Source organism: Bacillus atrophaeus (assembly GCF_039519175.1).
Taxonomy (GTDB): Bacteria; Bacillota; Bacilli; order Bacillales; family Bacillaceae; genus Bacillus; species Bacillus atrophaeus.
This window is the reverse complement of the sequence record NZ_CP154443.1, coordinates 2278903-2303338: the sequence shown is the minus strand read 5'-3', so window position 1 is coordinate 2303338 and position 24436 is coordinate 2278903. Positions and strand designations below refer to the sequence as shown.

Annotated in this window: 27 protein-coding genes and 1 rRNA gene; 9 read left to right on the top strand and 19 right to left on the bottom strand. The window is 44.0% G+C overall.

Annotated features, from left to right (window positions below):
- Positions 1-178: 178 nt before the first annotated feature.
- Together AAHT65_RS11540 and AAHT65_RS11535 are read right to left on the bottom strand one after the other, a co-directional pair.
- Positions 179-1728 (bottom strand): 16S ribosomal RNA (locus AAHT65_RS11540).
- A gap of 297 nt (positions 1729-2025) precedes the next feature.
- Positions 2026-2910, bottom strand: coding sequence for a nucleotidyltransferase-like protein (locus AAHT65_RS11535; protein WP_343310259.1), 885 nt, complete (start codon positions 2908-2910; stop codon positions 2026-2028).
- Positions 2911-3120: 210 nt separating this feature from the next.
- Between AAHT65_RS11535 and AAHT65_RS11530 the strand changes: the two genes are divergently transcribed.
- Complete coding sequence (locus AAHT65_RS11530; protein WP_106273474.1) at positions 3121-3474, top strand: YgzB family protein; 354 nt, start codon at positions 3121-3123, stop codon at positions 3472-3474.
- A 34-nt stretch (positions 3475-3508) separates the two neighbouring features.
- Here the strand turns inward: AAHT65_RS11530 and perR are convergent, their stop codons facing one another.
- Both perR and bcp read right to left on the bottom strand, forming a co-directional pair.
- A complete protein-coding gene (gene perR / locus AAHT65_RS11525; protein WP_004430646.1) occupies positions 3509-3946 on the bottom strand; it encodes a peroxide-responsive transcriptional repressor PerR in 438 nt (145 codons plus the stop codon).
- A 146-nt stretch (positions 3947-4092) separates the two neighbouring features.
- Positions 4093-4566 (bottom strand): thioredoxin-dependent thiol peroxidase, encoded by a 474-nt coding sequence (gene bcp / locus AAHT65_RS11520; protein WP_035175036.1) that lies wholly within the window; start codon positions 4564-4566, stop codon positions 4093-4095.
- 166 nt (positions 4567-4732) lie between these two features.
- On the opposite strand from bcp, the gene AAHT65_RS11515 reads away from it, so the two are divergent.
- Together AAHT65_RS11515 and AAHT65_RS11510 are read left to right on the top strand one after the other, a co-directional pair.
- Entirely contained in the window at positions 4733-6022 is a 1290-nt protein-coding gene (locus AAHT65_RS11515) for a glutamate-1-semialdehyde 2,1-aminomutase (protein WP_013390445.1), read from the top strand.
- Positions 6023-6241: 219 nt separating this feature from the next.
- On the top strand, positions 6242-7303 hold the full coding sequence (locus tag AAHT65_RS11510; RefSeq protein ID WP_004430628.1) for an FUSC family protein: 1062 nt from the start codon (positions 6242-6244) through the stop codon (positions 7301-7303).
- A gap of 71 nt (positions 7304-7374) precedes the next feature.
- On the opposite strand, the gene AAHT65_RS11505 is transcribed toward AAHT65_RS11510, so the two are convergent.
- The 5 genes from AAHT65_RS11505 to fabL form a co-directional block, all read right to left on the bottom strand.
- Positions 7375-9117 (bottom strand): ABC transporter ATP-binding protein, encoded by a 1743-nt coding sequence (locus tag AAHT65_RS11505; protein ID WP_013390444.1) that lies wholly within the window; start codon positions 9115-9117, stop codon positions 7375-7377.
- An 83-nt stretch (positions 9118-9200) separates the two neighbouring features.
- Positions 9201-9731, bottom strand: a complete 531-nt coding sequence (gene ntdP / locus AAHT65_RS11500; protein ID WP_004430623.1) for a nucleoside tri-diphosphate phosphatase — start codon at positions 9729-9731, stop codon at positions 9201-9203.
- 144 nt (positions 9732-9875) lie between these two features.
- Positions 9876-10136, bottom strand: a complete 261-nt coding sequence (locus AAHT65_RS11495) for a YgaB family protein (RefSeq protein ID WP_010788016.1) — start codon at positions 10134-10136, stop codon at positions 9876-9878.
- A gap of 176 nt (positions 10137-10312) precedes the next feature.
- Positions 10313-10561, bottom strand: coding sequence for a gamma-type small acid-soluble spore protein (locus tag AAHT65_RS11490; RefSeq protein ID WP_004430614.1), 249 nt, complete (start codon positions 10559-10561; stop codon positions 10313-10315).
- 68 nt (positions 10562-10629) lie between these two features.
- Complete coding sequence (gene fabL / locus AAHT65_RS11485; RefSeq protein WP_004430608.1) at positions 10630-11382, bottom strand: enoyl-[acyl-carrier-protein] reductase FabL; 753 nt, start codon at positions 11380-11382, stop codon at positions 10630-10632.
- Positions 11383-11464: 82 nt separating this feature from the next.
- Here fabL and AAHT65_RS11480 point away from each other — a divergent pair, with 82 nt between their 5' ends.
- Positions 11465-11689 (top strand): hypothetical protein, encoded by a 225-nt coding sequence (locus tag AAHT65_RS11480; RefSeq protein WP_004430607.1) that lies wholly within the window; start codon positions 11465-11467, stop codon positions 11687-11689.
- Between the two features lie 24 nt (positions 11690-11713).
- On the opposite strand, the gene mutY is transcribed toward AAHT65_RS11480, so the two are convergent.
- Positions 11714-12808: an A/G-specific adenine glycosylase gene (gene mutY, locus AAHT65_RS11475; protein ID WP_268481592.1), complete on the bottom strand. Its 1095-nt coding sequence runs from the start codon at positions 12806-12808 to the stop codon at positions 11714-11716.
- Between the two features lie 231 nt (positions 12809-13039).
- On the opposite strand from mutY, the gene AAHT65_RS11470 reads away from it, so the two are divergent.
- Complete coding sequence (locus AAHT65_RS11470; protein WP_010788012.1) at positions 13040-14023, top strand: metal-dependent hydrolase; 984 nt, start codon at positions 13040-13042, stop codon at positions 14021-14023.
- Here AAHT65_RS11470 and AAHT65_RS11465 read toward each other — a convergent pair.
- The 6 genes from AAHT65_RS11465 to AAHT65_RS11440 form a co-directional block, all read right to left on the bottom strand.
- A complete protein-coding gene (locus AAHT65_RS11465) occupies positions 14016-16598 on the bottom strand; it encodes a YfhO family protein (RefSeq protein ID WP_343310258.1) in 2583 nt (860 codons plus the stop codon). The genes AAHT65_RS11470 and AAHT65_RS11465 overlap by 8 nt on opposite strands.
- Positions 16599-16715: 117 nt before the next feature.
- Positions 16716-17669 carry a glycosyltransferase family 2 protein gene (locus AAHT65_RS11460; protein WP_063638870.1) on the bottom strand — a complete coding sequence of 318 codons (954 nt, stop codon included), beginning with the start codon at positions 17667-17669 and terminating at the stop codon, positions 16716-16718.
- Positions 17670-17889: 220 nt separating this feature from the next.
- Positions 17890-18756: an alpha/beta fold hydrolase gene (locus AAHT65_RS11455; protein ID WP_106273468.1), complete on the bottom strand. Its 867-nt coding sequence runs from the start codon at positions 18754-18756 to the stop codon at positions 17890-17892.
- Positions 18743-19090 carry an SdpI family protein gene (locus AAHT65_RS11450; protein WP_010788008.1) on the bottom strand — a complete coding sequence of 116 codons (348 nt, stop codon included), beginning with the start codon at positions 19088-19090 and terminating at the stop codon, positions 18743-18745. The genes AAHT65_RS11455 and AAHT65_RS11450 overlap by 14 nt, the downstream gene beginning before the upstream one ends.
- Before the next feature lie 173 nt (positions 19091-19263).
- The gene (locus AAHT65_RS11445) at positions 19264-19800 is read right to left on the bottom strand and encodes an SH3 domain-containing protein (RefSeq protein ID WP_010788007.1); all 537 of its coding nucleotides are present in this window, start codon (positions 19798-19800) and stop codon (positions 19264-19266) included.
- A 127-nt stretch (positions 19801-19927) separates the two neighbouring features.
- Positions 19928-20197, bottom strand: coding sequence for a YfhJ family protein (locus AAHT65_RS11440; protein WP_004430597.1), 270 nt, complete (start codon positions 20195-20197; stop codon positions 19928-19930).
- Between the two features lie 117 nt (positions 20198-20314).
- On the opposite strand from AAHT65_RS11440, the gene AAHT65_RS11435 reads away from it, so the two are divergent.
- The gene (locus AAHT65_RS11435) at positions 20315-20467 is read left to right on the top strand and encodes a small, acid-soluble spore protein K (RefSeq protein WP_004430596.1); all 153 of its coding nucleotides are present in this window, start codon (positions 20315-20317) and stop codon (positions 20465-20467) included.
- A 40-nt stretch (positions 20468-20507) separates the two neighbouring features.
- Here the strand turns inward: AAHT65_RS11435 and AAHT65_RS11430 are convergent, their stop codons facing one another.
- The 3 genes from AAHT65_RS11430 to recX form a co-directional block, all read right to left on the bottom strand.
- Entirely contained in the window at positions 20508-21707 is a 1200-nt protein-coding gene (locus tag AAHT65_RS11430; protein ID WP_343310257.1) for an MFS transporter, read from the bottom strand.
- Positions 21708-21841: 134 nt separating this feature from the next.
- The gene (locus AAHT65_RS11425; RefSeq protein ID WP_063638873.1) at positions 21842-22168 is read right to left on the bottom strand and encodes a YfhH family protein; all 327 of its coding nucleotides are present in this window, start codon (positions 22166-22168) and stop codon (positions 21842-21844) included.
- 7 nt (positions 22169-22175) lie between these two features.
- The gene (gene recX / locus AAHT65_RS11420) at positions 22176-22967 is read right to left on the bottom strand and encodes a recombination regulator RecX (protein ID WP_004430590.1); all 792 of its coding nucleotides are present in this window, start codon (positions 22965-22967) and stop codon (positions 22176-22178) included.
- Positions 22968-23057: 90 nt separating this feature from the next.
- Between recX and AAHT65_RS11415 the strand changes: the two genes are divergently transcribed.
- The 3 genes from AAHT65_RS11415 (at position 23058) to AAHT65_RS11405 (ending at position 24407) form a co-directional block, all read left to right on the top strand.
- A complete protein-coding gene (locus AAHT65_RS11415) occupies positions 23058-23969 on the top strand; it encodes a TIGR01777 family oxidoreductase (RefSeq protein WP_327854321.1) in 912 nt (303 codons plus the stop codon).
- Between the two features lie 58 nt (positions 23970-24027).
- A complete protein-coding gene (locus AAHT65_RS11410; protein ID WP_003223230.1) occupies positions 24028-24138 on the top strand; it encodes a YfhE family protein in 111 nt (36 codons plus the stop codon).
- Between the two features lie 77 nt (positions 24139-24215).
- A complete protein-coding gene (locus AAHT65_RS11405; protein ID WP_004430587.1) occupies positions 24216-24407 on the top strand; it encodes a YfhD family protein in 192 nt (63 codons plus the stop codon).
- Positions 24408-24436: the final 29 nt, after the last annotated feature.

Below are 24436 nucleotides of genomic sequence, written 5' to 3'. Positions count from 1 at the left end.
AAAAAAGAATCACTACAGTTATTCTTGGTCTTACTTTTGAATGTGATGTCTTACTTATCGTTATCTAGTTTTCAAAGAACAACATCTCGAAGAATCGAATGATCCTTCAAAACTAAACAAGACAGGGAACGTACTGTTTATAAGACCCAAGGTCTTATATTCCGTTAAATATCCTTAGAAAGGAGGTGATCCAGCCGCACCTTCCGATACGGCTACCTTGTTACGACTTCACCCCAATCATCTGTCCCACCTTCGGCGGCTGGCTCCATAAAGGTTACCTCACCGACTTCGGGTGTTACAAACTCTCGTGGTGTGACGGGCGGTGTGTACAAGGCCCGGGAACGTATTCACCGCGGCATGCTGATCCGCGATTACTAGCGATTCCAGCTTCACGCAGTCGAGTTGCAGACTGCGATCCGAACTGAGAACAGATTTGTGGGATTGGCTTAACCTCGCGGTCTCGCTGCCCTTTGTTCTGTCCATTGTAGCACGTGTGTAGCCCAGGTCATAAGGGGCATGATGATTTGACGTCATCCCCACCTTCCTCCGGTTTGTCACCGGCAGTCACCTTAGAGTGCCCAACTGAATGATGGCAACTAAGATCAAGGGTTGCGCTCGTTGCGGGACTTAACCCAACATCTCACGACACGAGCTGACGACAACCATGCACCACCTGTCACTCTGCCCCCGAAGGGGAAGCCCTATCTCTAGGGTTGTCAGAGGATGTCAAGACCTGGTAAGGTTCTTCGCGTTGCTTCGAATTAAACCACATGCTCCACCGCTTGTGCGGGCCCCCGTCAATTCCTTTGAGTTTCAGTCTTGCGACCGTACTCCCCAGGCGGAGTGCTTAATGCGTTAGCTGCAGCACTAAGGGGCGGAAACCCCCTAACACTTAGCACTCATCGTTTACGGCGTGGACTACCAGGGTATCTAATCCTGTTCGCTCCCCACGCTTTCGCTCCTCAGCGTCAGTTACAGACCAGAGAGTCGCCTTCGCCACTGGTGTTCCTCCACATCTCTACGCATTTCACCGCTACACGTGGAATTCCACTCTCCTCTTCTGCACTCAAGTTCCCCAGTTTCCAATGACCCTCCCCGGTTGAGCCGGGGGCTTTCACATCAGACTTAAGAAACCGCCTGCGAGCCCTTTACGCCCAATAATTCCGGACAACGCTTGCCACCTACGTATTACCGCGGCTGCTGGCACGTAGTTAGCCGTGGCTTTCTGGTTAGGTACCGTCAAGGTGCCGCCCTATTTGAACGGCACTTGTTCTTCCCTAACAACAGAGCTTTACGATCCGAAAACCTTCATCACTCACGCGGCGTTGCTCCGTCAGACTTTCGTCCATTGCGGAAGATTCCCTACTGCTGCCTCCCGTAGGAGTCTGGGCCGTGTCTCAGTCCCAGTGTGGCCGATCACCCTCTCAGGTCGGCTACGCATCGTTGCCTTGGTGAGCCATTACCTCACCAACTAGCTAATGCGCCGCGGGTCCATCTGTAAGTGGTAGCCGAAGCCACCTTTTATGTTTGAACCATGTGGTTCAAACAAGCATCCGGTATTAGCCCCGGTTTCCCGGAGTTATCCCAGTCTTACAGGCAGGTTACCCACGTGTTACTCACCCGTCCGCCGCTAACATCAGGGAGCAAGCTCCCATCTGTCCGCTCGACTTGCATGTATTAGGCACGCCGCCAGCGTTCGTCCTGAGCCAGGATCAAACTCTCCGATAAATGGATCGCAGATTAAGTCCGCCACATCCTGTGGCAACATCTGCGTGACCTGCATCTGCAGGCCTTAGTTTGACTGACTACGCACATCGCTGTGCGATTTTTATGTTAAAACTTTGAATTAACAGGTACGTTTTGTCTTGTTTAGTTTTCAAAGATCATGACTCACTTCTCAACGAAGCGACTTTATCAATATAACATTTTCTCATCATTATGTCAAATGTTTTTTTGATTTTATTTTTCCGCCGCTGTGAGCTTTTTTTCAGAAGCGCATCAGCGACGTTTAATAATATACCATGGCTATGAAAAAGAGTCAACATCTTTTTTAAAAGAATATCCCCGATGATAGATTGCCTGGCTCTTGGTCTCTATTTGGCATACTTCGATAAAACCTTTTTCAGTCAGATAATCAAGCAGAACGCCAAGGTCTGGTGTGAAATCCTTTAAGTCCGTATGTTGTAGAAGCTCTCCGAATTGCCAAATGTCTTTTTCCTTCATTACTTGATATAGATGGGCAGAACCGATCTCTGCTTTAGAGTGAATAAGAAAATCATTTGCTAAGAATAATAATTCAAGCCTTTTTTCCAGGCTTTCATGACTCTCAATCAGTTCAGAGTACAGCTTGTATACCTGCGGCTCCATCTGCCGGACTTGATTCCACACTGTTGTTTCAGGATGAAACCCTCTGTCAATCACTTCAATACGGGCTAAATGATGAAGAGCATGCACTACCGCATTGTAAGCATCTAAAAACTGATTCGCTTCAAAAAAGGCTTTGCCTTCTATATACCTTCTGATTAACTTTCCGTATTCAAGACCGATTTTTAATTTCCGCTCTGCAAACGGAAATGTATTAAGCCTGTCAATCAGTTCAACAATATATTCATTCCGATCAAAAAGGACTCTCCCATTTAGGACCCAATCTATGATTCTCCTATTGGTTCCGAGCAAAATCCATTCTTGAACTTGTGCGTCCGTTACAATATTTAAAGAAGCCGTTTGGTGTTCAAACTCATAATGCTTTATAAAGAGAGGCTCTTCCGCCTGTTTTACAATAACAAGTAAAGCCGCATCAAAATTATCCGTTATGGAAGATGCTTTGTTTCTTCTCTCAATCATTATGACAGCCAATGTATTCGGATGACTTGCTCTTTCTTGGTAAATTGGACGGAGAAGATTTTCCATTCCCATTCCTCCAGTGCAAATGTGTCAGTTATTATATTTTTTACTCTTCCATTCATTTCTATGATGAAGCGGAAAATCCTTTTTTCTAAACATATTGAACTATTATAAACAATTTCACGGCATGTCTCTACAGCAAAGTTTCAATTCCGGATGAAAACATGAAGAAACTCCCAGTGTGAATATGCTATATTTAAACAGAGGGGGATGGACATGGCGAAATACTCCAGCAAAATTAATAAAATCAGAACGTTTGCGTTAAGTTTGGTTTTCGTTGGGTTTATCATTATGTACATCGGGATTTTCTTTAAGGAGTCTGTGCTGCTTGCGAGCTTATTTATGTTACTCGGGCTTTTGTCCATCGGGCTCAGCACTGTCGTTTATTTTTGGATCGGCATGCTTTCAACGAAGGCAGTCCGGGTGGTGTGCCCTGCTTGCGAGAAAGAAACAAAGATTTTAGGAAGAGTCGATATGTGCATGCATTGCAGAGAGCCGCTTACATTAGACAAGAATCTTGAAGGCAAGGCTTTCAACGAGTCTTATAACAGCAAAAGAAACGCCAAATAAAATAAGCTGGCCGCTTTGACACGGTCAGCTTATTTTAATGGTTTTCTTTTTTCAGGCATTCTTGGCAGACGCCGTAGATCTCTAAACGGTGGTGGCTTACTTTAAAGCCGGTCACATGTGCAGCGAGCTGCTCCACTTCATCAAGACCCGGATAGTGAAAATCAACGATCTTACCGCACTTTTCGCAAATGGCGTGGTAATGGTCTGAAGTCACAAAATCGAATCTGCTTGAAGCATCGCCATACGTCAATTCTTTCACAAGACCCGACTCCCGGAACACGCGTAAATTGTTGTATACCGTCGCTACGCTCATATTAGGGAATTTCCCTTCCAGAGCTTTATATATATCGTCCGCTGTTGGATGAGCCATAGAATCCACGAGATATTCCAAAATCGCATGACGTTGAGGAGTAATGCGAACCCCAGTTTCCTTCAACGTTTCTAAGGCTTCTTTTAGTTCATGTGCAGCCATCCGTCATGCACCTCTCTTCTAAAAAAGATTCTTACATTATAATGTTTATAATTAGTGTAACTCTTTTTATGATTCTTTGTCAATTATAATCAGGATAAAAGATACAAAAGACCAGCTTTACGGCAGGCCAGGCTTCCCTGCGCTTTTTATTTTGCTGAAACTTCTTTCAGCGCTTGAAGCGCTTCAGCTACGTGATCTTTCACCTTCACTTTTCTCCATTCTTTAATCAGCCGTCCTTCTTTGTCAATTATAAAGGTTGACCGCTCAATCCCCATATATTCTTTACCAAAGTTTTTCTTAAGCTTCCAGACGCCAAACGCTTCTGCCAGCTTGTTTTCATCATCAACTAGCAGCAGAAAAGGAATACCATGCTTTTCCTTGAACTTTCCATGCTTTTCTTCGCTGTCAGGGCTTACGCCGATAATGACAGCATCAAGCTCTGCAAAGCTTTCATGATGGTCACGGAAATCACATGCTTCAGTGGTGCATCCCGGCGTCATATCTTTCGGATAAAAATAAAGGACGATGTATTTTCCTTTAAAGTCCGATAATCTTACCTTTTCACCATTGTCACCCTTTAATTCAATGTCCGGTGTTTCTTGTCCGATTTCTACAGCCATTTTCTTTACCTCCAAGGTGTTTTTAATAAGCGTATCCAATTCCATAGCAGATTACAACTCTTACCCTCCCTCACCGTTTTTCTATTTGCCGGACCTTGAACCGTTGTGCTCGTTTTGAAGCATGCTACAATAGAAATGACGCAAGGAGATATAGGAGGTATTATTTTTGTATACGAAATCAGTTGAACTTCATAATGAAGCCCTAGAGCATATTGTCGGAGGCGTAAACAGCCCTTCCCGATCTTATAAAGCGGTAGGCGGAGGCTCTCCGGTCGCCATGGAGAAAGCTAACGGCGCTTACTTCTGGGATGTGGACGGAAATCAATATATTGATTACTTGGCGGCATACGGTCCGATTATTACCGGGCACGCCCATCCGCATATTACGGAAGCCATCAAGAAAGCAGCGGAAAACGGCGTATTATACGGGACGCCGACAGCTCATGAAGTTACCTTTGCCAAAATGCTGAAGGAAGCGATTCCGGCGATGGATAAGGTGCGGTTTGTCAATTCAGGGACGGAAGCAGTAATGACGACGATTCGGGTGGCCCGGGCTTATACCGGCAGAACAAAAATCATTAAATTCGCAGGCTGCTACCATGGTCATTCGGATCTTGTACTTGTGGCTGCCGGGTCCGGTCCATCCACTCTCGGCACCCCTGATTCGGCCGGAGTTCCAAAAAGCATTGCCAGCGAAGTCATCACGGTTCCTTTTAATGATATTGAAAGCTACAAAGAGGCGCTTGATAAATGGGGCAGCGAGATTGCAGCAGTCCTCGTTGAACCGATTGTCGGCAATTTCGGAATCGTCGAGCCTAAGGAAGGATTTTTAGAAAAGGTAAATGAACTGACGCACGATGCGGGCGCACTTGTTATTTACGATGAGGTCATTACGGCGTTCCGTTTTATGTACGGCGGCGCGCAGGATCTTCTGCAGGTTAAGCCTGATTTAACCGCGCTTGGAAAAATCATTGGCGGCGGTCTTCCTATCGGGGCTTACGGGGGCAAAAAAGAAATTATGGAGCAAGTCGCTCCGCTCGGTCCGGCTTATCAGGCCGGAACGATGGCAGGAAATCCCGCTTCGATCCTATCAGGTATTGCATGTCTTGAAGTTCTGAAAGAGGAAGGCGTTTACGAAAAGCTTGATCAGCTCGGCGCAATGCTGGAAGAAGGCATACTCGCACATGCTGAAACACATGGCATTACAATCACAGTCAATCGTCTGAAAGGCGCGCTTACCGTTTACTTTACTGATGAAAAAGTGGAAAATTATGAGCAAGCGGAACAAACAGACGGAGAAACATTCGCAACGTTCTTCAAACTCATGCTTGAACGCGGCATCAATCTCGCACCTTCTAAATATGAAGCATGGTTTATTACAACAGCCCATACAGAGCAGGATATTAAGAATACTCTAGCAGCTGTTGAAGATGCCTTTAAACAATTAAAGAAGTAAAGACACTAGACATGCAGGAGCGGCTTTCGCTCCTGTTTTTTCTTATTTTCAGAAACAATGTGTAAGATATTGGTCTTTTCTCAAAAAAGACCTTGAATATTTGGTATGATCCCTGTATATTACTTTATTGTTTAGCAAATAAACTGACAGGGGATTTTAAGTGTTATACATTTGCTATGTAAAACAATTTATTATAGAAAGGAATGCACGCACAAACTAATGAAACTTGGTGCCCGCATTTTAAAAACAGGGATAGCGATTACGCTTGCTCTTTATGTAGCTTCGTGGATCGGAATTCCTTCGCCGATTTTTGCCGGGATTGCAGCGATATTTGCGATCCAGCCGTCTATTTACCGGTCTTTTCTTATTATTATTGATCAGGTTCAGGCAAATATCATCGGCGCTGTCATCGCCACCCTATTCGGCCTTATTTTTGGTCCCAGCCCGATTATGATCGGACTGACAGCAGTTATTGTCATTACCATTATGTTAAAGCTTAAAATTGAACACACGATTTCAATCGCGCTCGTTACAGTTATTGCGATTTTAGAAACTGCCGGAGGCGATTTTTTAACATTTGCCCTGATTAGAACCGGCACAGTCATTCTGGGAGTTCTCTGTTCTTTTATCGTCAATCTGGTGTTTCTCCCGCCTAAGTATGAGACCAAGCTGATCAATAATACTGTGGAGAACACCGATGAAATCATGAAATGGATCAGGCTGACGATGCGTCAGTCAACGGAGCATTCTATTTTGAAAGAGGATATCGAAAAGCTTAAGGAAAAAATGATTAAACTCGATCAGACATACCTTCTATATAAAGAAGAAAGAAGCTACTTTAAAAAAACGACATATGTAAAATCGAGAAAGCTCGTCCTATTCAGGCAAGCCATTATTACAGCCAATCGAGCATTGGATACATTAAAGAAACTGCACAGGCTCGAAAACGAAATCTATCACATGCCTGAGGAGTTTCAGACGACTTTGACAGAAGAGATTGATTACTTGCTTCATTGGCATGAACGGATTTTGATGCGGTTTGTCGGCAAAGTTAAGCCGCACGATGATTTTGAGGAAGAAGGCATACAGTACAAACAGCTTTTAACAAGATCATTTTTAAAAAACCAGCAAAACGCTGAGGATGAACTGCTTGATTATAATATGCTTAATATTATGGCAAGCGCGGTGGAGTATCGTGAACAGCTTGAACATTTAGAAACATTAATCACAAGCTTTCAGACCTATCATCCGGAAGACAGTGAGTTGGAGACAGAGGAGTAGCCCGGTTTCATTAACCGGGTTTTTTTGTACGAAAAAAACTGATATCGCAGGAGCGATATCAGTTTTACATGTCAGTTTAAATTTTGGATGGTAAATAAGTGTTTGTAATGGCTGTCCCGCTTCATCAGTTCGTCATGGGTGCCGGTTTCGATAATCGTTCCATTTTCCATCACGACGATTTTATCAGCGTGTGTAATGGTAGACAACCTGTGGGCGACGATGAATGTCGTGCGGTCCCTTGCCAGTTTTTCCATGGCTTCCTGGATATAATGCTCGCTTTCGAGATCAAGCGCAGAGGTAGCTTCATCCAATATTAAGAGAGGCGGATTTTTCAAAAAGACCCGCGCTATTGAGATCCGCTGCTTTTGTCCGCCTGACAGCTTGACTCCTCTTTCCCCGACTTTCGTTTCATACCCTTCAGGGAAATTCATAATAAATTCATGGGCATTGGCGGCTTTTGCGGCTTCGATAATGTCTTCAAGCTTAGCATCCGGCTGGCCGATGGCAATGTTTTCCCGAATCGTTTCACTGAATAAAAACGTATCCTGAAGCACCATTCCCACCTGATTCCGCAGACTTCTCGCCTCATAGTCCCGGATATCGGTACCATCAATCAGCAGGCTCCCGCCTGATACATCATAAAACCGCGGAATCAGGCTGACGAGCGTTGATTTTCCGCCGCCGCTCATTCCTACGAGGGCTATGGTTTCTCCCTTATTCACCTTCAGGGTCACATCAGTCAGTATATCCTCTTTTTCTTTCTCATATTGGAAAGAAACATTTTGGAATTCTACTTCGCCTTTAATGTGATTTGCTTTTTTAGCATTCGGTTTATCTGTCAGTTCATATGGTTCGTCAATAAATTCAAACACCCTGTCCATGGATGCGATCGACTGTGTCAATGTGGTGGAAGAATTGATCAGCCTTCTCACGGGATTGTACATTCTGTCAATATACCCGACAAATGCAACCATTGTTCCTACAGTGAGCGGGCCGTTTATGACAAAGTATCCTGCAAACGCAATGACGATGAGGGGCGCCAGATCTGTAATGGTGTTGACGACAGCGAAGGTTTTCGCGTTCCAATTGGTATGACTGATTGCTTTATCTAAAAAATGTCCGTTCTTTTCGTTAAAGTTCTCTTGTTCATGGTCTTCTATCGCAAAGCTTCTGATCACCGGCATGCCTTGAATCCGTTCATGCAAGTGGCCTTGAACTTGGGCAAGCGCTTGGGATCTTTCCCTTGTCAGCTTTCTCAGCCGTCCGTAGAAATACTTAACCGATATACCGTATAACGGAAACAACACAATGGATATGAGCGTCAATTTGATATCCAGGGTAAGCATGACACAAATGACAATCAAAATCGTCAGCATGTCGAGCCAGATATTCATTAAACCGGTAATGACAAAATCCTTTGTTTGTTCCACATCGTTTATAACCCGGGAAATGACTTCACCCGTTCTCGTATTGGCGTAAAAACGCAGACTCAGCTTCTGAATATGGTCAAACAGCTTCGCCCTAATATCATAGAGCACTTTGCTGCCTGTCCACTGGGCAAAATATTGCCGATAATACTCAACAGGAGGCCGGAGCACTAAAAATATGGCAAACATTACAGCCATAATCGTAACCAATGATGTTGTTTTATCGTGGGCGCTGCCGCCCCCCTGAATAATATCATCCACGACATATTTCAGCAGGAGCGGGAGAGCAAGAGGAATAGAAAACTTCACGATTCCGATTAATACTGTAATGACAATCTGCTTCTTATAAGGTTTTACAAAATGCATATAGCGTTTAATAACACCCACACTTCATCCCCCTCTCTCTTTATCATGATGTGCGAGCCCATGTGAAAAACCTGTTGCACCCCCAACAGGTTTTTCATTAAGAATTATTTTGTATAACGCAGAAACCGTTCATACCACATATCTACAAATTCTGGAGCAAACGGCCCTTTTCGCTGGTGAATCCAATGCAGCAGCGTGTTCAGATATTCTCTCAAAATACTGTCGATTTCTTTTGGATAATTCATTAATTTTCGATGGTCATCGTACTCGTCTTCATCAAGAATATTATAAGTCATATCAGGAAATACTTTGACATCCAAATCATAATCAATATATTTAATCGCTTCGTCATCATAGGCAAACGGCGAACTGATATTGCAATAATAGTGAACTCCGTCTTCTCTCAGCATCCCGATGACATTAAACCATTGTCGCGCATGGAAATAACAGATTGCGGGCTCCCTTGTCACCCATGTCCGGCCATCTGATTCTGTCACCATCGTCCGGTCATTTGCGCCGATGACACACATTTCTGTACTTTTTAAAATCGTCGTTTCATTCCAAATTCTATGAATCAGCCCGTTATGCTTATAGCTGTGAATTTGAATGGTTTCTCCTTCCTTGGGATAGCCCATTTTTCTCCCCTACTTTCTATAAAGCCCTGCGGTTAGTATGTCCAAATTTCCTTTATGACAACGTCTTTTACCTATTATAACGTTACAAATTAAAAAATGAAAATAAAAGAACCATTCCGGTGTCGGAATGGCACATTTTAAGCGCTACACATAAGAAGACGGTTTTTCTGATCTGCGATAGGAGCGAATAACCTGTTCGGTCTGCTTTTGAAATACACTCTGTATGTCAGCCAGATCTTTTCGTTTTATCGCAATCTCCTCCTGAATGATGTGCAGCCTTGCATCCCGTTCCAAATGCCGGAGTTCTGATTCAACTTGTTTGCACCGGTCAAGCTCTGCCTGCAGGTCGAGAAGCTTATCCATAATCTTCATTTGTTCGCTTACCAGTTTTTCAAATTCTGACATCCGGTTCCTCCTTCATGCATGGTGCAGGGTATATGGTTTTCCATACAGTATGATTTCTATTTTGCTGAATAAATCCCTTTGACTCTTTATGTTGAGCTTTCACAAGTTTTGTCGTTTTATAAAAAGAAAAAAGCACTTCCACCCGAGGATGAAGTGCTTTTTTTCTGTTTCAGTGATTAGCTGTTTTGTTGTTTGTTTTGTTCAGCAGATTGGTTTTGCTGTCTTACTTGCTGAGCATCAGTTTCACTAGCGAATTCAGTGCCGAATTGTCCTTGTCCAGCAGCTGATTGTTGGTTTTGTTTTCTTACTTGTTGTACGTTTGTTTCGCTAGCAAATTCTGTACCAAACTGACCTTGGCCAGATGCTGATTGTTGGTTTTGTTTTCTTACTTGTTGAGCGTTTGTTTTGTTGTTTGAGTTAGCCATGTTTATCACCTCCACGACAATTAGAATGTGCAGGAGATAAACGGGCTATTCATATTTCGGAAAAAATTTTAAACGAGCAGAGAACGTCCGCCATCGACGATGATAGTCTGCCCGCGGATCATATCCGCTTTTGAAGAAACTAAAAATTCAACGGTATCTACCATGTCTTTAATGTCGACCATTCGTCCGGCAGGCGTATTTTGGCGCGCGTCCTCCAATAGGTCTTCCCTGTTTGGAAAATGCTTAAGTGCATCCGTATCAATCGCTCCGCCGGAAACCGCATTGACGATAATCTGTTTTTGAGAAAGCTCGACCGCCAGATAGCGTGTTAATGCTTCAAGAGCGGCTTTTGACACGCCGACTGTCGTATAGTTTTCAAGATAACGGATGGACCCTAATGAACTGATGCTGACAATATGCCCGCCTCCGTTTCTTTCCATAAGCTTGGCCGCTTCCTGGGCGCAGAAAAGCAATGCTTTCGCATTAATGTTCATCGTCCAGTCCCAATGGGTTTCTTCAAGCTCCATGACAGGTCTTAATACGCCTGACGCCGCGTTGTTAATAAAAACATCAAGTCTGCCGAATGTTTCATCAATTTGCTGAAACATTTCTTTTATTTTTGCAGGCTGTCCGACATTCGCTTTGACAACAAGCACTTTAACGCCGAGCTTTTCAATTTCCTCAGCAGTTTCTAACGCCGCTTTTTTGCTTCGTGCATAGTTAATAACGATGTTATAGCCCTGCTCAGCAAGTCTTATTGCGGCTGCTTTTCCGACGCCGCGGCTGCTTCCTGTAACAAGCGCACATTTATTTTGTTCCATTTTTTCCTCATCTCCTTGTTGTGTATAGTTCTTTCATTTCCACAAATAATAATGATAAGAACGAAAAAGGGGGTCTTCTGTTATGTATGTCGGACGTGATATGGGCGAACTTAGTATGATATCCAAAAAAGATTGGAAAAACAGTGAGCTCTCTTATTTTCATCATGCCTTCCAACAAATTATGCCTTATTTGAATGAAGAAGGCCAATCAAAATATCGTGAATTAAATCAAGAAATTGAAGCGCGCGGCGGACTGAAACGAAATGAAGCAGATTACAGCCACGGCACACGCATCAGTTATGATTAAGGCTTAAGGCAGTCGGTTTATATGCTACTCGGCTGCCTCAACAGCCATTTTCCATATTTTTTGATGAGAGACGGGAAATGCGAATTCCTCAAGCTGTTCTTTGGTTACTTTTTTCAGACGTGTGCTGTCCGACACTTGTTTTACTTTACCGAAAAATACAGAAATATTCCAGACAAGATGGGTGAAAACGTGCTCGACAACACCTTGTAATTCGTCAATCTCCGCATTTATCCCCATTTCATTTTCTAAAAATAAGACAAGCTGGTCGCGTTCTGTTTTGATTCCTTTTTGTGTTTCAACATTCGGGAATTCCCACAGGTTGGCAAGCAGGCCTTTTGACGGGCGTTTATGGATATATATATTTCCTTGATCATCAGTCAGGACAACCGCCGCCATTGTCTTGATCCCCGGTTTTTTCTTTTTGCTTTTGACGGGAAGTTCTCGTTCAGAGCCTTCCGCAAAGGCTGAGCAATGCTTCTGCACCGGGCACAGCAGGCAGGACGGCGACTTCGGTGTGCAGATGATTGCTCCGAGCTCCATCAGCCCTTGATTAAATTCAGATGGTTTTTCTTTAGAAATAAATGCATGAACCGCTTGCTCGAAAATGGTTCTCGTTTTTGGTTTGGCAATATCATCCCAGATGGAAAGGATTCTGGACATCACGCGCATTACGTTTCCGTCAACTGCAGGTATCGGTTTATTATAGGCAATGCTGAGCACAGCCCCTTTTGTATAAGGCCCGACTCCTTTTAAGCCGCCGAATTCCTTTTCCGTAGAAGGGACGGTCCCCCCGTACTGCTGCTGCACTTCTTTTACGGCGCTTTGCAGATTTCTGACTCGCGAGTAATACCCAAGCCCTTCCCATGCTTTAAGAACTTTTTCTTCATCGGCCTCCGCCAATGCTTCGACGTTGGGAAACTGCTCAACAAACCGCAGAAAGTAAGGGATAACCGTTTCTACCCTTGTTTGCTGCAGCATTACTTCTGATACCCACACCTTATACGGATCTTGATCTTCTCTCCACGGCAGAATTCTTTGTTCTCTTTCAAACCATGTAATTAAATCATCACGAAACATGTCTATATCTTTTTGTTGTAGTTTTTCTTCAAGTGCGTTCATTTGAGTTTCTCCTCGGTCTTTCGTTGCCTCAATCGCGCCCCGCTTTTCTTAAGACTGTTTTTTGTTGTACACTTAGGGCACAGTACGATAATATGTTACATTAAATATAGATAAAGAAAAAGCGGAAACATATGAGAACAAGTCTGTTTTATGATTTGGCAAATGTAAAATGGGGAATATCTTTAATGTGTATGTGCAGGCTATACGATTTTACCTGCAAGGAGGTCACCAATGGATACTGGCACTCATGTTGTCATGGGCATCGCGCTCGGCGGTATTGCGACCCTGGACCCGGTCATCGGCACGGATACTTCGATGGCTCACGCCGCTATGATCGCAACGCTTGCGGGCTCTCAGGCTCCCGATATTGACACAGTGTTAAAGCTGAAGAATAATGCCGTTTATATAAGAAACCACAGAGGTTTCACCCATTCAATTCCCGCTGTTTTGTTCTGGTCAGTAGCGATTCCGGGGATATTGATGTTGTTTTATCATCATGGAAATTTTCTTCACTTGTGGCTGTGGACGCTGCTGGCCGTTGTGCTGCATGTTTTCGTTGATATATTCAATGCATATGGAACACAGGCAATCCGGCCTTTTTCAAAAAAGTGGGTAGCTCTCGGTTTAATTAATACGTTTGATCCATTTATTTTCATCAGTCATCTGGCGGCGATTGCCGTTTGGTATGTCGGCGGTCATCCCGGTATAACCTTCTTGATTTTATATGCTGTACTGATCGGTTATTACGGTGTCAGGATTATCATGCAGCTGAGGATTAAAAGAAGGCTGCGGGAGCTGATTGACGAGGACATCGAAACCATTATTATATCGCCGACGATGAAATTCAGACAATGGCGGATTGCGGTTACGACCGCCCATGCGTTTTATGTCGGCAGAAGCCTAGACGGCCATGTCGTTATACTTGATACGTTCAACCGGGTTCCCGTGCCTGAAACAGATGTCATGAAGGCCGCGCAGCAGGATGAAAACATCGCTGCGTTCCTATCGTTTTCACCTGTGTACAGGTGGGAGGTTGACACATACAAGGACCATTATGAGGTCCGGTTTATTGATCTCCGCTATCGCAGCAAAGGGCACTATCCGTTTGTCGCAATCGTTCACCTCACCCATGATCTTGAGCTTAAATCGTCTTACACAGGGTGGATATTCAGCGAAGAAAAGCTTCAGAAAAAATTAAAGCTCGGCTCTATTTAGAGCCGGGCTTTTTTCGTTTCCTGATATAAAAACAAGCAATGGCCAGACTGACCAAAGTGACGGCTGCAGCCGGTTTAAAATAGGGAGGATAGTAGGCCAACTCAATACGGTTCTCCCCTTTTTGGGCGCGGAAACCGATAAAGGAATAATCAGCTTGTTCCACCGGCTGTTTTTTCCCGTTGATCTTCAGCTCCCAGCCTTTCTCATACGGGATTGGTAGCTTGATATATCGAGCATTTTCCTTATTTTGATATGTGATGTTGAGTTTATTTTTGTTCCAGTCTATTTTAGCCGGCTGTTCTTCTTTTTCTTTTTCGGCAGCGGCTTTTAAGGTTTGATAGGTTTCTTCATAGAGCGTAAAGCGCTTAAGCTCATAGGTTCCTTTCGGCAGCTCGATTGTGATTTGGTTTGTTTTCGGCACTCTGATGGTGAGGTCGTTTACTCCGGTTTTATAAATGGATTTGTTTGATTTTCTTGTTGTTACATAATCATTCACTTTCAACGTAAAGCCTTTGTCCTTCGCCTTGCTTTTCAAATAGAAACTGAGATAGTAATCGCCCGGTTGTTTTGACGGAGATTCCGGCGTGATGATCAGTTGTCCGGTTGATTCCATTACCGTCAGCTGTCCGGTTTTATATTCCGCATGCTTTGCTGTAATGTTTGAATGTGAGATCAAATTGTTCAGCTTCGGCGGTTTCTCAGTTTTTCCTGAAGGATCTTTTATGACAATTCCCCGTAACATCGCCTGTTCTTTCACAAGCGCCGGAGACCCGTCAAAATCTGTTTCATTGTACACCTGGCCGGCGGTCTTCACGAACGGAAGCACATGTTGGTTTTGATAGACAGCGTAATGTTTTGATTCCATTATTTTTGTAAAGCCGTAAGGGACATTGGCTGTGTTCGTTTTTTCCGTCATGAAGTACTTTCCGTATAGCAGGCTGTACAAATTCGCTCTGCCTCCCATTGATGCGTAACGGCTGACACTTTCCCTCCCCATATCTATATTGAGATCATTCCAATAAAAAGACAGGAGATTCTGGTTCAAAATGCTGGAATAAGCGCTAAATCCGTTAAATCCATACATGATGGGCGTATTATTGCGGACGCCATTCATCCAATCCAACCTGGCTAAAGGATCGGTATCTTTTGATTGCAGGCGGCCGATGAGCTCCATTTGCTCTTCGCCTTTATACTCTGTGCTTGTTAAATAGGTGTTTGAAACGGTTTGAAGGCCTCCTCCTTCTGACAACACATATTTTTGATAGATGTTGGCAATCAGCACAGCTGACAGGACAATCACTGCATATACGGTGAGACGTGACTTTTTAAAAGTCAGCTTTGACACGAAAAGGGCAGCAATTGTCAGAAATAAGAGCAGGATGACACAGGTATATGCCGGTTTTGTCAGATCAAGCCCGTGCCGGTGCTCATTGTACCAGTAAAACAGGATGGCGATGACGCTCGCTCCCAGCATTTCCTTCCATCTTACCTCAGACAGCTGGGACAAACCTGCAGCGACAGCTCCTGCAAGGGTAAAGGACAACACATATTCAAACCTGTATTGAGGAGCTGAAAAGCCGTTAAAGACACTTGCGGCATAAGGACTGTAATGAAACATGATGAAAAGCAGGCTGAGCCCGGCAAATAGGCGAAATACACGATTTCTGTACAAGGAGAACGTAAACAGAAACAGCAGAAAAATCGCGGGAAGCACGATAATTCGGCTTGAAAATAAAATATTGTCTGAGAAATCGAACCACTCAATCTGCCCGCTGTACGGCGGGCGAAGGTTATGTAAATATCCGTATACAACAGGAACAAAGGCTGCCGCGCTGATGCCAAAAGAAATCAGGCCTGAGATCATAAACATTTTAAATTGGGCGAGTTTTTTAATCTCGCCTTCTTCAAGCCTGATCAGCCATCTGAATAGAATGTAAATGCCGATAAAGATCAGATTCATATATGCGAAGTAAAAGTTATTGATTAAAGTCAGCGCGCAGGCTGCGATAAACCACGCAGGCCGGCGTTCCCTGATGATTTTTTCGGCTCCGTAGACGAGAAGCGGAAGCCATATCATCGTGTCGGTAAAAAACTCCCAGTATGCTTCATGGCGAAAATAAATAATGGATACCCCATATAATACGGCCCCGACAAAAGCCGCTCCTGTATGTTTCACGAGATAACGCAACACACCGGCGGCAGTAAATATAATAAGGCTGAGCTTTGCAATGCTGATAAAAACGGCCGCCTGCGCCCAAAACAGCGTATCAGCTTCCCCCGCCAGATGGACAAGCTGAAGAATTCGGACGATGGCAGAAGTCAGGATAAATAGAAAGGAAACAGAAAAATAATAGCCAAGCTGACTGTAGACTCCGCCGCCAAGTCCAAATGAATAATTATAAAAAAAATTGCCTTGCATGTATTGTTCAAAAAGCATTTTTTTGAAGACGATCATTTGTGCAAGACCGTCTCCCGGTCCTGTCATATATCGGCCCTCAGCCCATTCTTTAAGGAAAAAAGCGTGGGCGCAAATCGAAATGAGCAGGCTTGCAGCAATCAGATATGCTTTTTTCATTTCACTGCCACATCCTTCCAGCCATAAAAGCCGGGCATACAAAAAGAGCACTGCCGTCTCTTGTTCATTACTTTCAGTGCGGAATGTTGATGCTTCTTTTTTGTCTCTTTATTTACTTCAATTTGTTTCATTTTGATCTCCATTAGGGATATTCGCTTCTTGAATTAAATAATGCGGTCTTTTTTTCGTTTCATAATAGATTCTGCCGATATATTCTCCGATGATCCCAAGGCTTAACAACTGAATGCCCCCGAGAAACAAAACGGCTGAAATAATGGTGAAATAACCCGGCACTGCCACGCCGTTTGTCATGATTTTGACGAACGTGCTGATGATATAAACAATGGATAGCAGCAAAATAAAGATTCCCGTATAAAAGCAAATGCGCAGCGGTTTGTTGTTAAAAGATACGACACCGTCCATTCCGTAGTTAAAGAGATTGCTGAATGACCATTTGGATGTACCGTTTTTTCGTTCGACATTTTCGTAAAAAACGATTTTCTGATCAAAGCCGATCCAGCAAAACAGCCCTTTCGAGAAGCGGTTGCCTTCACTTAATTTCAGCAAAGAATCGACCGCCTGGCGGCTCAGCAGGCGAAAATCACCGACACCATCCCGCAAATCCACTTCCACCGCTTTGTTTATAAATTTATAGTAAAGCGATGAAAGTGCGGAGCGGACCGGATTATCCCCTTTCCTGTTTCGTTGGGCAATCACTTGGTCATACCCTTCCTCATAGCCTTTAATAAATTCATGCAGCAAATGCGTCGGATGCTGTAAATCCGCATCCATGACAATGACAGCCTCGCCCTGAACATGCTCAAAACCGGCCAGGATCGCAGCTTCTTTTCCGAAGTTCCGGGAAAAGGAAATATATTTGACTCTGTCACAAATTTGAGTCAAACTTTTGATCTGCTGAAGTGTGTCATCTTTGCTTCCGTCGTTTATGTAGAAAATTTCATAATCATAATGAATGCTTTTGAATTCCTTTTTCAAGGATTCATGAATGAGTTTGACGTTGTTACCTTCGTTATAGGACGGGATAATAATTGAAATCAATCCTTGTTTCATTAAGGCACCTTCTTTTGGTATATTCTTTTTTAAGTATTGCCTTATGGGAGGTGTACGCAAATTCTTCAGTAAGGCTATTCCTTTTTTAAAAGTCGTTTAAACCTATTATTTGTTACATTTTGTTTAAAAAATTTCAATTTGCGTATGTTTTATTGTTATTTTGTCATGTTTTCAACCATCTATGAGAAAAAAAGAAAAAAGTCTGCGAAAGAGACAGACTTTACAACGTGTTGTTATTTATAAATTCTAGGATCAGCCTGTTCACAATGTCAGGTTTTTCATGATTGATCCAATGTGTTGCCTCATCCACAAAAATGAGATGGCCGTTCGGACAGCGTCTGACGGTTTCTTTCGCAAGCTTCCTGCTTAAGAAACGGTCTTCCATCCCCCATATCAGCCTGTAAGGTACCGTGTGTTTCGGTTGAAGTGCCCTTAATCCGCCCTTTCCTATTGCTCTGTACCAGTTCAGCATGGATGTGAGCGCTCCTGGTTGGCTCCAAGCTTCTTTATACTTGCTTACATCCCGGCTTGAAAAAAGCTCAGGGCGGTTTGTTAAGCCGATAGCCTGATCCAATACTTGATAATCATTCCGTTCTAAAGACGCCTCCGGTATATCCGGAAGCTGAAAAAAGGCAATATAGGAGCTTTTTTTCCACTGTGGCGGATAAACAGGCGTTACCTTTCTCATGACTGTCGGGTTAGGCATATTGACAGCAATCAGTCTGTCCGCATATTCAGGTCGGGTGGCTGCCAAATGCCAAGCTACAGCTCCTCCCCAATCATGTCCGATCACAATCGCTTTGTCATGCGTGAACTGGGTAATGAGGCCGATGATGTCATTTCTTAATGTATCGATCATATAATTCCTGATGCCTTCCGGTTTTTCACTCAAATTGTATCCTCGCTGATCAGGCACGATCACTCGGTAGCCCGCTTCTGCCAGCGGTTTGATTTGGTTCTTCCATCCGTACCAGAATTCCGGGAACCCGTGCAGCAGCACAACTAAAGGGCCGTCCTTAGGTCCTGCTGAAGCTACATGCAGCGTGACTCCGTTTGTTTTCACATATTGAAATTCAATGTCTGCCATCTGTTTCCCCTCCATGTTTCAGCTTTTTCAGCCTAGTTTGCGTTGCAAAAAACGTCAGACTACATGCGGTGAGCAGATAAATGAACTGGAGGATGATATTAATGACGGTTTCCGGTCCTAAAATCGTGTCGCTCACAAAACCAGCCCCCATGACGAACAATCCGCTGATTAGCATGACATTTGCGCTGTACCGATTGCCTTCTTTCCATAACGTATCCTCTGACATTGAAAGCCTTGTTCTGTAACCGTACAAGCTGTTGATATGCCGAGGCGGGAAGCATTTAACCAAGAAACCCGCAATTACCATTAATCCGCCGCCGATTAAACCAATCATGTCACCACTCTCCTTTCTTAGTATTACGAAAGAAGTCAGGAAAAGGTTTCCTGTAAAAAAGCCAGGTCATGGTAAATGATCTGGCTTTTGTTTGCTTGCAGCCGCTGATAGCGGGCATCAGGAAGTCCGCGTTTTAGCGATTGATTCGGTTTGTGCACACGCTGAGTCTGCCTTTACTTGATATTCAACTGTAAATCGTCAGTATGAATATAACCTCTTACTCCGTCATAATCAACATATGCCCAGTTGAAATCAAATCCGCCATTCTCACTGAATCCCCATCCTAAGAAAGAAACTTGGGTGCCTGAAGAAATGCTTTGTTTTTTGCCAACTTCTGGTGTCGGTGAATAAAAAGTTGTTTTATTTGCTGTTTTTGCGAGGCTTGTCTGTTTCATTAAGAAATGAGTGGATATATACGCTTTTTGGCCTTTGAATTGAATCTCGGCCCAGTCGGCGCCTGCAAAACCTTTCACATTCACTTTGTCTTCTGATTTCAAGGTGCCGAGAATTTTCCCTTTATGATTGGGTTGTGTTCGGACGTTCAGTTCGCCTGCTTTAATCATATATGAATCTGTTGGCATTGTGACATTCGTTTGGTGAGATGATGCTGCTTGTGCTGTCGGAACGGCATCAAAAGGAACATTGCCTGCTGCTGTGAATCCCAGTCCAGCGGCCGCGGTAAAAGCGATCAGTGCTTTTTTCATTTTCATATGTAGTTCCTCCTCGCATATTGACAAGATATAGTAGGTATTTCCACCATTGATTCAGTTTTAAACCTCTTTTCTTATAAATAAGAAAAGACCCGCCGGAAACATCCGGCAGGTCTTTGTTTTTCGTTTAATGCAGCAGTCCTCTGCTTTGATTCAGATAATCATTCACATCTTCACGCGCGCTTTGAAACATGTGGAGCTGGCTGCCGTAGTGGTCAATCCATTCTTTTACGATCCGCTCCGTCATTTCTTCGCCTTTATAAGTGTGTCCTGCTTTGGCATAGGTCGCTTCAAAATCTCCCCATAACAGCTCAACCCAAGTTTTCGCCTGTATATAGCTGAGCATCTCATTTTTCTCAAGCAGCAAATTTGTCAGCTTCTCAATATATGTATTCATCGTTAAACTCCTTCCAAGAAAAAAAATTACGCTTTAAAACGGCTTGTTCTCCATATACTAACCTTACGTCTTCAGATGATGAGACGCAACTTTTTGATCTTGACTGGGGGTAATGATATGGTACGGAACAAAGCAAAAGGCTTTCCTAACTTAAACAACAATAAATTTGAAGGCGAACCGAAAGCGAAGGATGACTTTGCTTCAAAGCGCCCCGACGGATCAACGAATACGCATCCTCAAGAAAGAATGAGAGCATCCGGTAAACAATAAGGAAAAACAGCTGCGGGTGTCTGCAGCTGTTTTTGTGTGTCTAGCTTTTATTGATTTCATATTGATACATGCTTTTCTTTTCAGAAAAATGCGCGAATGTGGACAGAACTAGGCCAAGAGCGGTCACCAGCGCTCCGCCGGCAAACAGCAAGTGATAAGACCCGGTTCCACTTAAGATGATTCCGCCGATCCACGCTCCAAGCGCATTGGCGAGGTTAAACGCTGATACGCTGACAGCTGCGGCGATGGTTGTTCCGCTATTAGAAGATGATATTACCTTTGTTTGCAAGAGCGGCGGGGTGCCGAACGCGCAAGCCCCGAATAAGAACGTGGCTAAAATGGCCGCTGCCGGATATACCGCCATGTATGGAAAAACAGACAGCACACCGATTAAGCCGATCATGACGCCAATCATCGTCCGTGTCAGCAGATGAAGCGGCACTTTCCCTGCGAAAAAGTTTCCTGCGACTCCGCCTAACCCGTAGGCAAATAAAGCGCCCGTGATGCCCACGGTGCCGAATCCTGCTGAATTTCTGAGCATCGGTTCAATGAACGTATAAGCGATAAATACGCCTGAATAACCCAGAATGGTAATCGCAAACGAATACAGCACTTGCTTTTGTTTGAACACGCCCCATTCATTCATAAGCATCGGAATGACTTTTGGTTTCCGGTTCGGAACAGTCAGCATAAGTCCGATAAAACCGACTGCGCCAAGGATGGTAATAATTCCAAAGACAAATCGCCAATTCATGATATCTCCTAAATAGGAGCCGAACGGAACACCGAGCATTAAGGCTACTGTTAAACCGCCGTTCATGGATGCGGCGGCAGCTGAACGTTTTTCAGGCGGCACCATTTCACTTGCAAATACCATTGCGATAGCAAAGAAGGCACCGTGTATCGAAGCTGATAAGATTCTCGAAATAGCCAATACAGCAAAATTAGGCGCTAACACGCTGATCAGGTTAGACAGGACAAAGACGCCCATTAATCCGAGAAGCACAGGTTTTCTCGGCAGTTTGACTGAAATAATCGTTACGAGCGGGCCTGTCAGACAGACGCTTGCCGCATACGCGGTGACAAGAAGCCCCGCAGAGGATACATGTATGTTAAAGTCATCGGCAATCGACGTCAAAATACCCATCACAGCATATTCGGTATACCCGATCGAAAAGGTGCAGATCATTAATACGAAAATGATCAGTTTAACTGATGCCTGCTTATTTTTGATACTCAACGCAAATCGCCTCCTTTTTAAAAAACAACAGATTTCATCTTAAAAGATATCAGCGGCGAATTCAATCATTTTTCCCTAAAATATTATAGCTAATGTGCCGGCACCTTTTTTTCAAAAAAAGAAGAGGCCTGTTTTCAGCCTCTTCTTTCACCTTTTTCTTTTAAGACAGATATCGGCAGGGCCTCTTCCTGTTCGGGAGAAGATTTCCGGAACCCCCATGCAAACACTCCGTTTAAATAGCTGATATGAAACTCGTCCTCTGAGCCTTCTATCTGGTAGCTTTCGCCCGATGAAAAGTCTTCCGGTTTCAGCAAATATGCTTTTGCCATCGTGATTTTCCGTTCCAGCACCGCCAGTTCATTTACGATTCCAAGCTGTTCCGCTTTTCTCGCTTTTTCAGAAAGTCCGGCAATTTCTGTATGCAATTCGTGCTCAGTCATTTGGCTGTATCGTTTGTCCATTCTGTAATTACTCCTCTTCCTGCAGAAATTGGTCAATCATATCCAGTGAGAATCCTTTTCTGAATAAATATTGTTTTACCTTCATTTTGCTCTCGTAGGAGCCGTCATATCGGTATTTTCTTAGCGCCTTTTCAGCGTGCTGCCGTAACGCTTCCCTTTCTGTATCTTCATCGTTTGCATACTCGGTCTGCTCAAGCGCCGCTGTGATGACGTCGAAGGAGAAGCCCTTTCGCTGCAGAAGCATTTGCGCTCGCTGCTTGATTTCTTTTGTAGAGAGCTTTTTTTCTTTTTTTAGGATTTTTCCAATATGCTTCAGCGCCTCTTCTGTCTGTTCCTCAAAAGAAAATGTGCTCAATGTCTCTTTGATCGTATCATCGTCGATCCCCTTTGACCTTAACTCTTTATAAAGAACGTCCGGTCCCTTTCCATTTGTTTTCTTATGTGTGCTCGCATAAGCTTCTGCGAACTCTTTATCATTCAGATAGCGATAATCATTCAGCTTATGGATGATTTCTGTAATGGCCGGATCAGATATTTCTTTCTTTTTTAAATGGTCCGTTACCTCTTTTGTTGAGCGCATCCGGTATGATAAAAATTCAAGCGCCCGGTTAAAGCCTTTCTTTACTTCATCCCCGTATTGAATTTCAACGATATCAAGGTCGTCGAGTTCTTTTCCTTTTTTCAGGTCGAATTTGACGAGTACGTCCGCATCCACACTGAAAGCATATTTATTATCGAGAAAAATGTTAAAGCGCTCGGTCGTTTTTTTCTGCGTTGTGATTTTCGTGATAAACGGCATGCCGATCTCCCTTCTTGCGCCCGTGTCAGGCGTTTTCTTTTATTAAAATGAGGTAAAGTATAACTATCAGAATCATGAGGAGAGATGTTTATGAATATTGCGATGACGGGCGGCACCGGATTTCTCGGTCAGCATCTGACAGGTGTTTTCACCCGGCAGGGGCACCATGTCTATATTCTATCAAGAAAACCGAAAGAAACTGAACAAAAAAATATCACGTATGTTCAATGGCTGACTGAGGACGCTGCGCCTGAACATGAGCTTCCCCATATTGACGCCTGGGTGAATCTCGCGGGACAATCCATTTTTGGCCGCTGGACGGAAGATACAAAACAGCAGATTCTCTCCAGCCGCGTTGATTCAACGAGAGAAGTGAGAAGGCTTATTCATAAACAAACGGACAAACCGGACGTCCTCATTCAGGCGAGCGCTGTCGGCATTTACGGTACGAGCGGCACCGATTCCTTTACGGAGGATTCCCCCACATCAAATGAAGACTTTCTCAGCCATACGGCGCATGTATGGGAGCGCGAAGGACAGAGGATCGAAGCGCTCGGCATTCGCACCGTTTATGCAAGATTCGGCGTCATGCTTGGAGAAAAAGGCGCCCTGCCCCTGATGGTGCTGCCATACAAGCTGTTCGCCGGAGGGACGATCGGTTCAGGGGATCAATGGCTGTCATGGGTCCATGTAGGCGATGCGGCCGACTTGATTTCCTTCGCGATCGAACATGACAGCGTATCCGGCCCCGTCAATGTAACATCACCAAATCCTGTCGAAATGAAACAGTTCGGCAAAGCGATCGCACGCATTAAACACCGTCCGCACTGGCTTCCCGTGCCGGAATTCTTTTTAACAAAAGCACTGGGCGAAATGAGCCTGCTTATTGTGAAAGGACAGCGCGCTCTGCCTAAAAAAGCCATTGTAGAGGGGTTCCGTTACACCTATTCAGATCTCGGCTTTGCACTCTCCCATCTATTAAAGAACCGGAACGCTGTATAAAATTAGCAGGAATGCATCACCCTAAGAATACACTGTTTATCATAAAGGAGGGTCTTTTATGGAAAAGAAGCGGGAGAAACATCAGCAGGGAGCGAATCTGAAAAAAATGCAGGAAGTACTTTATTCCGGCGAATTTAAAAAAGCAGAAAAAGCTGCCAAACGCAAATAAACTTTGCTTTGAATAGAAACGCGTCAGCGGCAGATACTATGTTTGTTTGATATCACTTTTTTCAGGGGGAATGTGCAATGGGCAGAAATCATATCCACAAAAACCGTGATAAAAACAAACAAAAACTTCCTCAAGTTCCTGACGCATATAAACGTGAAGCTGACGGCGTATATGAGGAATACTCAAGCGAGCTTGCTGATTCAGCAGACCGTGAAGCACAAGCGCGTATGAAAGCCGCTGACAACCGGGCGAAAAATAAAAACCGTTAACCGGCAAAAACCCCGTCTCTTCTTGAGAC